Source organism: Pseudomonas sp. ZT5P21 (genome assembly GCF_054897785.1).
Genome location: NZ_CM142705.1, coordinates 5418016 through 5431611, shown reverse-complemented (window position 1 = coordinate 5431611; position 13596 = coordinate 5418016). Strand labels below are relative to the sequence as shown.

11 protein-coding genes are annotated in these 13596 nt (G+C 59.9%); 3 read left to right on the top strand and 8 right to left on the bottom strand.

Annotated elements, in window-relative coordinates:
• Window positions 1-60 precede the first annotated feature (60 nt).
• Both ACYZT9_RS25285 and ACYZT9_RS25280 read right to left on the bottom strand, forming a co-directional pair.
• The gene (locus tag ACYZT9_RS25285; protein WP_462007896.1) at window positions 61-1437 is read right to left on the bottom strand and encodes a GTPase/DUF3482 domain-containing protein; all 1377 of its coding nucleotides are present in this window, start codon (window positions 1435-1437) and stop codon (window positions 61-63) included.
• The gene (locus tag ACYZT9_RS25280) at window positions 1430-2800 is read right to left on the bottom strand and encodes a DUF2868 domain-containing protein (protein WP_462007895.1); all 1371 of its coding nucleotides are present in this window, start codon (window positions 2798-2800) and stop codon (window positions 1430-1432) included. The genes ACYZT9_RS25285 and ACYZT9_RS25280 overlap by 8 nt, the downstream gene beginning before the upstream one ends.
• 85 nt (window positions 2801-2885) lie before the next feature.
• Here ACYZT9_RS25280 and ACYZT9_RS25275 point away from each other — a divergent pair, with 85 nt between their 5' ends.
• Window positions 2886-3398: a dihydrofolate reductase gene (locus tag ACYZT9_RS25275; protein WP_462007894.1), complete on the top strand. Its 513-nt coding sequence runs from the start codon at window positions 2886-2888 to the stop codon at window positions 3396-3398.
• Window positions 3399-3517: 119 nt separating this feature from the next.
• On the opposite strand, the gene ACYZT9_RS25270 is transcribed toward ACYZT9_RS25275, so the two are convergent.
• Entirely contained in the window at window positions 3518-4909 is a 1392-nt protein-coding gene (locus ACYZT9_RS25270; RefSeq protein WP_462007893.1) for an L-cystine transporter, read from the bottom strand.
• A 240-nt stretch (window positions 4910-5149) separates the two neighbouring features.
• On the opposite strand from ACYZT9_RS25270, the gene ACYZT9_RS25265 reads away from it, so the two are divergent.
• Entirely contained in the window at window positions 5150-6205 is a 1056-nt protein-coding gene (locus ACYZT9_RS25265; protein ID WP_462007892.1) for an HAD family hydrolase, read from the top strand.
• A 188-nt stretch (window positions 6206-6393) separates the two neighbouring features.
• On the opposite strand, the gene ilvD is transcribed toward ACYZT9_RS25265, so the two are convergent.
• The 5 genes from ilvD to ACYZT9_RS25240 form a co-directional block, all read right to left on the bottom strand.
• Window positions 6394-8235 carry a dihydroxy-acid dehydratase gene (gene ilvD, locus ACYZT9_RS25260; RefSeq protein WP_462007891.1) on the bottom strand — a complete coding sequence of 614 codons (1842 nt, stop codon included), beginning with the start codon at window positions 8233-8235 and terminating at the stop codon, window positions 6394-6396.
• Between the two features lie 350 nt (window positions 8236-8585).
• Window positions 8586-9044, bottom strand: coding sequence for an REP-associated tyrosine transposase (locus tag ACYZT9_RS25255; protein ID WP_462007890.1), 459 nt, complete (start codon window positions 9042-9044; stop codon window positions 8586-8588).
• 152 nt (window positions 9045-9196) lie between these two features.
• Entirely contained in the window at window positions 9197-10417 is a 1221-nt protein-coding gene (locus ACYZT9_RS25250; protein WP_462007889.1) for an MFS transporter, read from the bottom strand.
• Between the two features lie 203 nt (window positions 10418-10620).
• Window positions 10621-11817 carry a class I SAM-dependent rRNA methyltransferase gene (locus ACYZT9_RS25245; protein ID WP_462007888.1) on the bottom strand — a complete coding sequence of 399 codons (1197 nt, stop codon included), beginning with the start codon at window positions 11815-11817 and terminating at the stop codon, window positions 10621-10623.
• A gap of 202 nt (window positions 11818-12019) precedes the next feature.
• On the bottom strand, window positions 12020-12559 hold the full coding sequence (locus ACYZT9_RS25240) for a type 1 glutamine amidotransferase domain-containing protein (protein WP_462007887.1): 540 nt from the start codon (window positions 12557-12559) through the stop codon (window positions 12020-12022).
• Between the two features lie 208 nt (window positions 12560-12767).
• On the opposite strand from ACYZT9_RS25240, the gene ACYZT9_RS25235 reads away from it, so the two are divergent.
• Entirely contained in the window at window positions 12768-13583 is an 816-nt protein-coding gene (locus ACYZT9_RS25235) for an HDOD domain-containing protein (protein ID WP_462010286.1), read from the top strand.
• The last annotated feature ends 13 nt before the right edge of the window (window positions 13584-13596 follow it).

The following is a 13596-nucleotide window of genomic DNA, read 5'->3' as shown; positions in this document are numbered from 1 at the left end:
CGCCCTGGACCCTGTGGGAGCGAGCTTGCTCGCGATAGGGCCAGAGCCGACACCGCAAATTCAAAGCTGCTGCGCCAACACCTCAACCTGCTCCTGCCGCTCTGCCTGACTCAACTTCGAATGCGGATTCAGCGACGACCACTGCGGATGCGCCCGAGCCTTGTTCAGGGCTTCGGGCAGTTTGCCTTCGCGCCAGGTCTTGTCCTGGGGCGTGGCGACCTGGATGCTGTCCATTGCCGCATGACCGCGCGCATTCAGCGCCCGCAGCAACTGTCGCTGGCGCAACGCCAACAATCGCAACACGCTGTCATCGACCGTCAATTCTCGCTGCCCCTTGATCTTGCCCAGCAACCGGCTGCCATAACTGCGCGCGGTTTGCAGGGCGCCGCCGGCAATCGCGCCGGCCAGTGCCGCCGCGCCGAGGGTCAGACCGCCGACCAGCAGATCCACTCCCGCCCCGGCCACCGCGCCGGCCGCGATGCCGCCGCCGACGCGCACGCCCAATTGCTTGAGGGTTTCCGGGTTGAACAGATCATCGCGCCAACGGCCATCGAGCAGCGGCAGATCACTGGCCGCCGCGTCCTGTGGGCGGAAGGCGTAGAGCTTGAGCAGGGCTTCGACGCAGCGTTGTTCACGTTGTCGAACCGCTTTGCGCAGTTCGCTGATGGCTTGCTGTTCTTGCTCGGCGTCGCTGACCACGCTACGCCGGCACGCCGCGCAATCGATCAACAATTCGGCAATCAGCCGCGCCGCACTTTGTTGCCGGGCCAGACGCTGGGCCTGTTGATCAGCGATCAGACGCTCAAGTTGCGGACGAGAGTTTTCCAGCAGCAGCGCGAGGCTTTCGTAGAGTCGCCGTTCGCCATCTTCTGGCGGCGCAACGCTGTCGAAACGCACCAGAGCGTGCAAGCCCAAGCGTGCCAGCGCTTCGCGCCAATCCGGCTCGCGGTGGTTGGCGCTGCTGACGAAATTCAGCACCGGCAGCAGCGGTTTGCCGCAGCTGGCCAGCACTTCAAGTTCGTCGCGATACTTGGAGAGCACCGGTTCGCGAGCGTCGATCACATAGAGGCCGGCGTCGCAGGTGAGCAGTTGCCGCAGCACCTTGGCTTCCTGTTCGAACCGCTGCCGGGCTTCGCTGCCTTCAAGGAATCGCGCCAGTCGCGCCGGACCGTCGAGGCGTTCGCCGGGACGCTCCAGGCGTTCGAGATAGTCGAGCAGGGCGATGGCGTCTTCGAGCCCCGGAGTGTCAAACAGGTCGAGCAACGGCTCGCCGTCCACCGACAACCGCGCGCCTTCGACGTGACGCGTGGTGCTTGGGCGATGGGAGACTTCGCCGAAACCGACATCCCGTGTCAGCGTGCGTAGCAGCGAGGTTTTGCCGACATTAGTGTGGCCAACCACGGCGAGCTTCAACGGCGCTTTCCACGGATTAGTCATGACCGGTCTCCAGCCAGTTCAACGGCGCGCTGTCGGCGAACGGCAGTTCAAGCTGTTGCAGCGCCACGTGCCAGTCGCCGAGGCGTTCGGCGTCCAGCGCTTCGCCGGGCGGCGCTTGCAGCAGCCAGACGCGGGTGGCGCTGGCGCTGCGGGCCAGTTCGGCGATCAGCGCGAGGCTGCCGCGATCCGGCGAACGCCGTGGGTCGCAGGCGATGGCCAGGCGGGCGGGAGGGAAACGGCTGAGCTGTTCGAGGAGTTTGTTGCGCGATTCGCGGCTGTCGAGGACGCCCGCATCGCTCACGGTTTTCGGCAAGGGCGGCGGCCATGGACGTTGGTTGTCGAGCTCGATGGCGACCAGCAGCGCGCCGTCGCTTTGCAATTCACTGACACCGCTTTCGACGCGATGTAGATGCTCGGGCGCGGCATCGCTGATGCCCAGGCGTTCGCTGGTGGGCATCAAGCGTTCGCGCAGTTGGGCGTAACCGGGCAGGCTCAGGTCCAGATGCAAAGTGCCCCGGCCACTTTTCCAGCGCCACAGGCAGAACAGCGCCAGAAGCAGGCGCGGCACAATGCCGTAAATCACCAGCACGCCGACCAGCCATGCAGCCCAGGCCTGACGGGCGCTTTCGATGTTCAGCGCGGCATCGCCGCTGGCGCGGATCATGTCCACCGTGGGCACACTGAACCCAAGCAGGGCGGGAAGGGCGCCAAGCCCTTGAGTCATGGCCACAAACGTATCGGCACTGAGCAGGGTGGTTTCCCAGACGAAACCGTAGCGCCGGGTCGCCATCAGCATCAGCAGGATGACCAACGCGCTGAGCATCGCCAGCAACCACATGCCATTGATCAGCATGCCGAGCGCCCAGCGATTGAGTTTCCGGCGTTGCAACAACAACAGCAGCGCTGGTGCCAGTTGCACGGCTTTGGCGTCGCGGGCGAGTTTTTCGCTGAGCCACAGCCACAAACGTCCCAGCGTTGCGCCGTGTTCGCCAGCGAACATCAGGCCCAGCGCCCAGCTCAGCAAGAGAATCAGGTTCAGCCCGAGTAGACTGCCCAGTGCCCAGAACACATTCACTGGGTTTTGCCCATCGCCAAGCGCGGCAAACGCCAGCCCGGCGCCGCTGACCACCGCGAGCACCGCCATCACGATCAGCGCCAGTCGCGCGCCTTGCAGCCAATGTCTGAGGGCTTCGGTCAAACCGTCGCGTTCAGCGAGCCACAAGGCTCGACGTTGAATCCGTGTCGGCAGGTCGCCACCCGCGGTGCGGGCCATTCGGTTGGCTTCCAGGTCATCCAGAGGGCCGGCGTGTTCTTCACGCAGGCGGATGGTTTCCGTCAGCCAGAGGTTATTCAGTTCAGTCACGCGGCATCCCGTCGCTCAATTGAGCTGTGAGCATAACCGCTGTGGCGCTTATCGGGGGAAGGGAGGCTCTGGTATCCTCGCCGGCATGACTAAATCACTCCCCCTCAGCCTGATCGCAGCCCTCGGTGAAAACCGCGTGATCGGCGTCGACAACAGCATGCCCTGGCACTTGCCGGGGGACTTCAAATACTTCAAGGCCAACACTCTGGGCAAGCCGATCATCATGGGGCGCAAGACCTGGGATTCCCTGGGTCGTCCACTGCCGGGCCGGTTGAACATCGTAGTCAGCCGTCAGGCGGATCTGGTGCTGGAAGGCGCGGAGGTTTATCCGTCGCTGGAGGCTGCGGTGGTTCGCGCTGAAGCGTGGGCGAAGGAGCAAGGCGTCGCTGAGTTGATGCTGATTGGTGGGGCGCAGTTGTATGCGCAAGGGTTGGCGCAGGCGGACCGGATGTATCTGACGCGCGTGGCGTTGAGCCCGGAAGGGGATGCGTGGTTTCCGGAGTTTGATTTGAACCAGTGGAAGTTGGTGTCCAACACCCCGAATCCGGCCGAAGCGGATAAGCCTGCCTACAACTTCGAAGTCTGGGAAAGAGCTTAAAAGCATCGCGAGCAAGCTCGCTCCCACAGTGGCCGAGGTGAAACACAAATCGTGTGAACACCTGCGATCCCTGTGGGAGCGAGCTTGCTCGCGATGAGGCCTGTCCTGTCGATAAAGACTTAAGCGTGAGCCAACTCCGAATGCTCATCCGCATCCAGCAGCTCGTTATCCGTCTGCTGCATCATCTGGCTGGTAATCGCCCCGGCCGTGATCGAACCACTCACGTTCAACGCCGTGCGACCCATGTCAATCAGCGGCTCAACCGAAATCAGCAACGCCACCAGTGACACTGGCAAGCCCATCGCCGGCAACACGATCAGCGCCGCGAACGTCGCGCCACCGCCCACGCCCGCCACACCGGCCGAACTCAAGGTCACAATCGCCACCAGCGTTGCGATCCACAACGGGTCCAGCGGATTGATGCCCACGGTCGGTGCCACCATCACCGCCAACATCGCCGGGTACAGGCCGGCACAGCCGTTCTGGCCAATGGTCGCGCCGAACGAAGCGGCGAAGCTGGCGATTGACTGCGGAATGCCCAAGCGGCTGGTCTGCGCTTCGATGCTCAGCGGGATCGTCGCCGCGCTCGAGCGGCTGGTGAAGGCAAACGTCAGCACCGGCCAGATCTTGCGGAAGAAGCGCAGCGGGTTGATTCCGGCCGCCGACACCAACACGCCGTGGACTACAAACATCAGGCCCAGGCCGAGGTAGGACACCACCACAAAACTGCCGAGCTTGATGATGTCTTGCAAGTTGGAACCGGCGACCACTTTGGTCATCAGCGCCAGTACGCCATACGGGGTCAGCTTCATCACCAGACGCACCAGACGCATGACCCAGGCTTGCAGGGTGTCGATGGCGTTGATCACTTTCTGACCTTTCTCGACGTCATCCTTCAGCAACTGGAGCGCGGCGATCCCGAGGAATGCCGCGAAAATCACCACGCTGATGATCGACGTCGGCTTGGCGCGAGCCAGATCGGCGAACGGGTTCTGGGGGATGAACGACAGCAGCAACTGCGGCACATTCAGGTCCGCGACCTTGCCCGCGTAGTCGGTCTGGATGGTGTGTAAGCGGGCCATTTCCTGCGTGCCGGCAACCAGGCCTTCAGCGGTCAGGCCGAACAGGTTGGTCAGACAGATACCGATCAGCGCCGCGATGGCCGTGGTGAACAGCAGCGTACCGATGGTCAGGAAACTGATCTTGCCCAGCGACGAAGCGTTGTGCAGGCGCGCCACGGCGCTGAGGATCGAGGCGAACACCAGCGGGATCACGATCATTTGCAGCAGCTGCACATAACCGTTACCCACCAGATCGAACCAGCCGATCGAGGCTTTCAGCACCGGGTTGCCGGCACCGTAAATCGAGTGCAAAGCGACACCGAACACCACGCCCAACACCAGTGCGAGCAGGACTTTTTTCGCCAGGCTCCACGTGGTGTGACGGGTTTGCGCCAGGCCGAACAGCAGGGCGAGGAACACCAGCAGATTGAGAATCAGCGGCAGATTCATTGGAACTCCCATTAGACATGTGCCAGCTGCCTTCCGGGGCAGCTGCGAACCGGCAAGCCTAACAGCTTGATTTCAAATGAATTAATACCAAAAAAGTCTGATAACTGTCGTTTCTGGAATAAGCACGTGTCGCTCACAGGGATGCAGCTGGCGCGATGGGTTTGTTGGCTGTCGCTGACGGACGAGGACTGTCACAGGTATTTGTTAGCGTCGGTGTCTTTCATTCAGGGAGAATTGCCGATGAAGTTCGCACCGAAATTTTTGCTCGCTGCACTCTGCATAGGCCTTGCCGGTCAGGCCGTCGCCACGGATTTGAAGCACTGGCCAGCCGATCAGGCCAAGGCGCTGGACGCGATGATCGCGGCCAACGCCAACAAAGGTAACTATGCGGTGTTCGACATGGACAACACCAGTTACCGTTACGACCTCGAAGAGTCGTTGCTGCCGTTCATGGAGAACAAGGGTCTGATCACCCGCGAGAAACTCGATCCCTCCCTGAAACTGATGCCGTTCAAGGACACCGCCGACCACAAGGAAAGCCTGTTCAGCTACTACTACCGCCTCTGCGAACTTGACGACATGGTTTGCTATCCATGGGTCGCCCAGGTGTTCTCCGGTTTCACGCTCCAGGAACTCAAGGGCTATGTCGACGAGTTGATGGCCTCCGGAAAACCGGTGCCGGCCACTTACTACGAAGGCGACGTGGTCAAGAACCTCGAGGTCAATCCGCCGAAAATCTTCACCGGCCAGCAAGAGCTCTACAACAAGCTGATGGAGAACGGCATCGAGGTCTACGTGATGACCGCCGCTTCCGAAGAACTGGTGCGTATGGTCGCCGCCGATCCCAAGTACGGCTACAACGTCAAACCGCAGAACGTGATCGGCGTGAGCCTGCTTCTCAAGGATCAAAAGTCCGGTGAGCTGACCACGGCGCGCAAGCAGATCACCGCGGGCAAGTATGACGAGAAGGCCAACCTCGGCCTCGAGCTGACCCCATACCTTTGGACCCCGGCGACCTGGATGGCCGGTAAGCAGGCAGCAATTCTGACGTATATCGACGAGTGGAAAAAACCGGTCCTGGTCGGTGGCGATACACCCACCAGCGATGGGTTCATGTTGTTCCACAGCGTCGACGTGGCCAAGGGCGGCATCCACCTTTGGGTCAACCGCAAAGACAAATACATGACCCAGATTAACGGCATGATGGCCAAGCACGCCGCGGCTCAGGCCAAAGAAGGGTTGCCGGTGACGGCGGACAAGAATTGGGTAGTCGTGACGCCGGCAGAAATCCAGTAAGACGGGCTTTAGATTCACTGTAGGAGCGAGCTTGCTCGCGATGGTCGTTAACGATGACGCGTACTTTCTGATTTAACGCGGTGTCCTTGCGCCCATCGCGAGCAAGCTCGCTCCTACAGTTGATCGAGTTGTGTGCAAAAAAATACCCCGCGCTTGGCGGGGTATTTTTTTTGTTCGACGGTTAAGCCTTACAACCCGTCCAGCATCGCCTTGTTACGCACAGCACCCTTGTCGGCGCTGGTCGCCAGCAGGGCGTAGGCCTTCAGTGCGGTGGTCACTTTGCGTGGACGTTTTTCCACAGGCTTCCAGCCTTTCTGGTCCTGCTCGGCACGTCGCCCGGCCATTTCTTCATCGCTGATCAACAGGTTGATCGAGCGGTTCGGAATGTCGATCAGCACTTTGTCGCCGTCCTGCACCAGACCAATCGCGCCACCCGCTGCCGCTTCTGGCGATGCGTGACCGATGGACAGGCCCGAGGTGCCGCCGGAGAAACGGCCGTCGGTCAGCAGGGCGCAGGCTTTGCCCAGACCTTTGGATTTCAGGTACGACGTCGGGTACAGCATTTCCTGCATGCCCGGGCCGCCTTTCGGGCCTTCGTAACGGATGATCACGATGTCGCCGGCCTTCACTTCGTCCGCGAGGATGCCGCGTACGGCGCTGTCCTGGCTTTCGAAGATCTTCGCGTTGCCTTCAAACACGTGGATCGACTCGTCGACACCAGCGGTTTTAACCACGCAACCGTCCAGCGCGATGTTGCCGTAGAGAACGGCTAGGCCGCCTTCTTTCGAGTAGGCATGTTCGACACTGCGGATGCAGCCGTTTTCACGATCGTCATCCAGGGTTTCCCAGCGTGTCGACTGGCTGAACGCTGTTTGCGTCGGAATGCCAGCAGGACCGGCCTTGAAAAAGTGATGCACCGCTTCGTCGTCGGTCTGGGTGATGTCCCACTTGGCGATGCCTTCGGCCAGGGTCTTGCTGTGCACGGTCGGCAGTTCGGTGTGCAGCAGGCCACCGCGGGCCAGCGAGCCGAGGATGCTGAAGATCCCGCCGGCACGGTGCACATCTTCCATGTGGTACTTCTGGATGTTCGGCGCGACTTTGCACAGTTGCGGCACATGACGGGAGAGACGGTCGATGTCACGCAGGTCGAAATCGATCTCGGCTTCCTGGGCGGCGGCCAGCAAGTGCAGGATGGTGTTGGTGGAACCGCCCATGGCGATGTCCAGGGTCATGGCGTTTTCGAACGCCTTGAAGTTGGCGATGTTGCGCGGCAACACCGACTCGTCGTTCTCGCCGTAGTAACGCTTGCACAGCTCGACGATGGTGCGGCCGGCCTGCAGGAACAGCTGTTCGCGGTCGCTGTGGGTAGCCAACGTCGAACCGTTGCCCGGCAAGGCCAGACCCAGTGCTTCAACCAGGCAGTTCATCGAGTTGGCGGTGAACATGCCGGAGCACGAACCGCACGTCGGGCAGGCGCTGCGCTCGTACTCGGCGACTTTCTCGTCAGAAGCGCTGGCGTCGGCGGCGATCACCATGGCGTCGACCAGGTCGAGGCCGTGGGAGGCGAGTTTGGTCTTGCCGGCTTCCATCGGACCGCCGGAGACGAAGATCACCGGGATATTCAGGCGCAGGGACGCCATCAGCATGCCGGGGGTGATCTTGTCGCAGTTGGAGATGCAGACGATCGCATCGGCGCAGTGGGCGTTGACCATGTACTCGACGGAGTCGGCGATGATCTCGCGGCTCGGCAGCGAATACAGCATGCCGTCGTGGCCCATGGCGATGCCGTCGTCCACGGCAATGGTGTTGAATTCTTTGGCTACACCGCCAGCGCGTTCGATTTCGCGGGCGACCAGTTGCCCCAGGTCCTTGAGGTGGACATGGCCCGGTACGAACTGGGTGAAGGAGTTGGCTATGGCGATGATCGGCTTTTTGAAGTCGTCATCCTTCATCCCTGTGGCGCGCCACAGTGCGCGGGCGCCGGCCATGTTGCGGCCGTGGGTGGATGTTTTCGAGCGGTAATCAGGCATGAAGCACTCCGGGCGGCTAATCAGGTATCAAAAGGGAAGTGAGCTTCTGTTGACGTCTGGAACACTCAGAAATGGCCGTGTGTCCGGAAGTTGCCGATAACTTTGCGGGATCGCCGCGCGCTTCAGCTTGAGCTCATAAACCCGCCGGGGGATGACTGGCGATGAATGTCGCGATTCTACACGGCTGGTGGCGGGAGGGAATGGTCGCTGCACTCAACAGACAGGTGGATGCCGCACCGTAGGAGCGAGCTTGCTCGCGAAAAAACCTGAGCGCGCCGCGGGATGTCAGGCGCCCAGCGTTATCGTTGACGTTCTTCGCGAGCAAGCTCGCTCCTACAGTGAGGGAGCGTTTAGAGCCAGATGGCGTCCCACAGCGGGTAATCACCGATGCGATTCACCAGTCCTGCGCGCATTGGATTGGCGATGATGTAGCGCGCCATCGCTTTCAAATCGTCCTCTCGACGAAGGGCTCGGTCGAAGTAGCCCTTTTGCCATACAGGAGCTGAGAAGCCTCTGGCCTGATTGATAAGTCGGGCACTGCGGGATTTGGTTACCCGCATCAGTTTTGGCAAATCACCGTTTTGCAATTCAACCAACCAGTGAATGTGATCCGGCATGACCACCCAGGCAACTGAGGTGGTATCACCAGCTTCCTGAGTTCTTCTGAACTCATGCACGACCAAACGGCCCACGCGCCAATCTTTGAAGATCGGTTGCCGTTCATGGGTGACTGCGGTGAGTAGATAAACACGGCCGGATTCCGAATGACGGCCCGTACGTAAACGATGTGCTTTTTGTGTGCCGGACATTCCGTTGTCCTCTCCTGGGATGTGAAGAGAAACGGTAGATGCGGGACAGACAGTCGTCGTTGTGACAGTAGTTCTGGATATGTCGGAAAACTGTAGGAGCGAGCTTGCTCGTGAAAAACCTGAGACCGCCGCGGGGTGTCAGGCCCCCAGCGTTATCGTTGACGTTCTTCGCGAGCATGCTCGCTCCTACGGATTGTTTGACGGGAAATCAGTGCATTCAAACCAAGACCTGCAACGCTCATCACCAGGAAGCCAAGCGCCAGAGTAGTGGTTATGTCCTCCGGCACCAGATTGACCACCGCGCTGACCACACCGCCAAACATGAAGATCAACATCGCACCCACCGACGTCGACGCGCCGGCATTATTCGGAAAGAGATTCATGGCTTTGGAATTGACGACGGGCCTGACTATCGTTGTTCCGACGGTACAAATCAGCATCGAGACCAGTACCGTCTCCACGGCAAGACCGAACTGGTAAGTCAGCCACAGCATGACCACTCCAGAAACAGCGATCAAGCTCAAACCGAGGATGATCTGGGTGTTGGCTGGAAGTAGTCGATACAGCACGCTGGCCAACATTCCACCGAATACATACGCCACACCGTACAGCAATAACGCCCAGGCATATTGGTACGGCGAGAGCGCGAGACGCTCCATGAAAAGAATGGGAGAAGTCACTATGAACGAGAAGTGACACGCGAAGGCCAAAGCCGAAATCAGCCAATACCCCATGAATCGTAAATCTGAACATAGCCCCCAATAGGTGTTGAAAAACCCCCTTTTCGTTGACGCTCGATCAGGCGGGATTTCCTTGAGCAGCCTGTAAGCGTTGAACCAGACAACAGTTGCCAGTGTGATAAAGACGTAAAAGCTGCCCTGCCAGCCAAGATTCGATTGCAGCCAGGTCCCCAACAACGGCGAGATCGAAATGAACACGCCGCTCCCCGTCACCAGCCAGATCCTGACTCGCTCCCGCTCACTGCCGATGAAGACATCCTGTACAAGTGCCTGTGAAAGCGAAAACGAGCCGCAACCCACCGCCTGGACCATTCGAAAAACCAGAAACCAACCGTAGTCGCTGGCGATCGCGCAACCTGCTGCACCTATTGTCGCGACGGCAATACCCCCCAACAGCAGCTTCTTCCTGCCCCACCTGTCCGACAACGGCCCGACCAGCAAGATGGAAAACGCCAGGCTGACGGCGAACAGGCTGACGGACAGGGCAACGTCTGGCGGGGGGATATGGAAGTGCCCGGACAGGGCAGGGAAGGAGGGCAGGACAACGTCGAGAGGGAAGACGCTCAACAGCGTCACGGTCATCAGCAGCAGGATGATCGACGACTGTTCTTTGGAGTGTGTGACGTGAGGCATCAAACAACGCTCTCGGTCCGTGAGGGTGATTCGAGGGTTGATTTGATGAGGGGATAAGTCAATGACGCGGGTGTGGGACTGTTCCTGAAATCTTGTAGGAGCGAGCTCGCTCGCCAGAAACCTGAGATCGCTGCGGGGTGTCAGGCACCCCGCGTTATCGTTGACGTTCTTCGCGAGCGAGCTCGCTCCTACAGGGGGAGCGGTTAACTGTTTGGCAGCAACCGACAAGTAATGCTCTTGATGTAGCGAGTTTCAGCGATGGCCGGGTGTACCGGATGATCCGGTCCCTGACCGCCGCGTTCCAGCATCTGGATATTGCGATCCAGGTGGCGGGCGCTGTTGAGCAGGATGTTCTGCAGGTCATCTTCCGGCAGGTGCATCGAGCACGAAGCGCTGACGAGGATGCCGTCCTTGCTCAGCAGGCGCATGGCTTGCTCGTTCAGGCGACGGTAGGCGCCTTCACCGTTCTTCATGTCTTTTTTGCGTTTGATGAACGCCGGCGGGTCGGCCACGATCACGTCGAAACGTTCTTCGCTGGCTTTCAGCTCTTTGAGAGCTTCGAAGACGTCGCCTTCGATGCAAGTCATTTTTTCGGCGACACCGTTCAGCGCGGCGTTGCGCTCGACGCCGTCGAGGGCGAAGGCCGATGCGTCGACGCAGAATACTTCAGTGGCACCGAACGCGGCCGCTTGCACGCCCCAGCCACCGATGTAGCTGTAGAGATCGAGTACGCGCTTGCCTTTGGCGTAAGGGGCCAGGCGTGCGCGGTTCATGCGGTGGTCGTAGAACCAGCCGGTTTTTTGGCCTTGAATGACCGGCGCTTCGAACTTTACGCCGTTCTCTTCCAGCGCCACCCACTCCGGCACCAGGCCGAACACGGTTTCGACGTAGCGGTTGAGGCCTTCGGCATCACGCGCCGCGGAGTCGTTCTTGAACAGAATGCCGCTTGGCTTGAGCACTTGGGTCAGGGCCGCGATCACGTCGTCTTTATGGGCTTCCATGGTCGCCGAAGCGATCTGCACCACCAGAATGTCGCCGAAACGGTCGACCACCAGACCTGGCAGCAGGTCGGAGTCGCCGTAGACCAGGCGATAGAACGGCTTGTCGAACAGGCGATCGCGCAGGGACAGGGCGACGTTCAGGCGATGCACCAGCAGCGATTTGTCCAGCGGCAACTTGATGTCGCGCGACAGCAGGCGTGCGCAGATCAGGTTGTTCGGGCTCATGGCGACGATGCCTAGCGGCTTGCCACCGGCCGCTTCGAGGATCGCCTGGTCGCCGGCCTTGAAGCCGTGCAACGGGGTGGCGGCTACATCGATTTCGTTGCTGTAGACCCACAAGTGGCCGTTTCGCAGGCGACGGTCGGCGTTGGCTTTGAGGCGCAGGCTAGGCAGGGACATGACGTCGCTCCGGAAAAAAGAGCGGGAGTATAGCGTGTTGAGGTTCGGGGCGGGCTGAGTGGGCGATGAAACGCTGATGACGCCTTCGCTGGCAAGCCACGCTCCCACAGGATCTGTGTCGTTCACACGTTTGTGTTTCAACTCGGTCCTGTTGCAGCGTGGCTTGCCCCGGGCGGCGTTCCGACGAAAGCAGTTTCCAATGCTACGCAGAAAGAGCGCCAATCAACTCCCGATTAAACGCCGCAATATCATCCGGCTGACGGCTGCTGATCAAATTCCCATCCGTGACCACTTCCTTGTCCACCCAATTGACGCCGGCATTCACCAGGTCATCCTTGAGGGTTTTGTAGCTGGTCATGGTTTTTCCCCTGACGAGTCCGGCCGACACCAGCAGCCATCCGCCATGGCAGATCACGGCGATCGGTTTGCCGGCCGAGACGCCAGTCTTGACCAGGTGCTGGGCATCAAGGTCGATTCGAATGGTGTCCGAGTTCTGCACGCCGCCTGGCAGGACGATGGCGTCGTATTGTTCGATGCTGGCGGATTTAAAGGTTTTGTCGACGTTGAAATCATCCGCCGGTTGGTCGTGATTCCAGCCTTTGACCTGACCTTCTTCGTCCGAAAGGATGTCGACTTCGGCGCCGGCCTGTTCCAGCGCCTGTTTCGGCCCGGTCAGCTCAACCTGCTCGAAACCATCGGTCACCAGAATCGCGACGCGCTTGCCGTTCAGGGAATTGGACATGAATGCAGCTCCTGACTTTGAATGAGGATTTACCCATGGGCATTACAAAATCCGAAGCCTGGGCTTGAATGAAAGTTCCTGCTATTTGCCCACCGGTATGTCGGATCCAACTTTATAAAGGTTAGAATCGCCACCTGTCCCAGAGTGTGTACTTATGTCCCAGGAACTGACCACCGAACAGATTCAGCAGTCCTTGCAAGGCATCAGCGTGCCGGCCCAACCGCAGATCATGGTTGACCTGCAGATGGAGCAGTACATGCCCGATCCGGATCTGGAGGTCATCGCCAAGTTGATCTCCCAGGACCCGGGCCTCTCTGGCGCATTGCTGAAGATCGTCAACTCGCCGTATTACGGCTTGAGCAACAAGATCGCTTCGATCCAGCGTGCGGTAAATCTGTTGGGCAGCCGTTCGATCATCAACCTGATCAATGCGCAGTCGATCAAGGGTGAAATGAACGATGACACCATCGTCACCCTGAACCGTTTCTGGGACACCGCTCAGGACGTGGCCATGACCTGTCTGACCCTGGCCAAGCGCATTGGCGTCCAGGCGGGTGATGAAGCGTATGCGTTGGGTCTGTTCCACGACTGCGGTGTGCCGCTGATGCTGCAGCGCTTCCCCAACTACATGACTGTCCTGGAAGAGGCCTACGCCAGCGCGAGTGCAGAATGCCGCATCGTGGACACCGAAAACCGGGTGTTCAATACCAACCACGCGGTAGTCGGTTACTACACGGCAAAATCCTGGCGCCTGCCGGAGCACGTGAGCACCGCGATCGCCAATCACCACAATGCGCTGGCGATTTTCAGCGATGAGTCTTCGCGCAACAGTCAGCTGAAAAACCTGCTGGCGATCCTGAAAATGGCCGAGCACATTTGCGCGTCCTACCGAGTCCTGGGCAACCAGACCGAGGACCACGAATGGATCAGCATCGCGCCGTTGGTGCTCGATTACGTAGGGCTCTCGGACTACGACTTCGAAACCCTCAAACAAACGATTCGAGACCTCGGCACTCACCGCTGAGTGTGGTGAGAGC

Bases quoted from the DNA above. Each gene is read 5' to 3' on its own strand.
- ACYZT9_RS25250 (WP_462007889.1), bottom strand. From the start codon at position 10,417: ATGCCTCACGTCACACACTCCAAAGAACAGTCGTCGATCATCCTGCTG.
- ACYZT9_RS25255 (WP_462007890.1), bottom strand. From the start codon at position 9,044: ATGTCCGGCACACAAAAAGCACATCGTTTACGTACGGGCCGTCATTCG.
- ACYZT9_RS25240 (WP_462007887.1), bottom strand. From the start codon at position 12,559: ATGTCCAATTCCCTGAACGGCAAGCGCGTCGCGATTCTGGTGACCGAT.
- ACYZT9_RS25275 (WP_462007894.1), top strand. From the start codon at position 2,886: ATGACTAAATCACTCCCCCTCAGCCTGATCGCAGCCCTCGGTGAAAAC.
- ACYZT9_RS25285 (WP_462007896.1), bottom strand. From the start codon at position 1,437: ATGACTAATCCGTGGAAAGCGCCGTTGAAGCTCGCCGTGGTTGGCCAC.
- ACYZT9_RS25270 (WP_462007893.1), bottom strand. From the start codon at position 4,909: ATGAATCTGCCGCTGATTCTCAATCTGCTGGTGTTCCTCGCCCTGCTG.
- ACYZT9_RS25245 (WP_462007888.1), bottom strand. From the start codon at position 11,817: ATGTCCCTGCCTAGCCTGCGCCTCAAAGCCAACGCCGACCGTCGCCTG.
- ACYZT9_RS25265 (WP_462007892.1), top strand. From the start codon at position 5,150: ATGAAGTTCGCACCGAAATTTTTGCTCGCTGCACTCTGCATAGGCCTT.
- ilvD (WP_462007891.1), bottom strand. From the start codon at position 8,235: ATGCCTGATTACCGCTCGAAAACATCCACCCACGGCCGCAACATGGCC.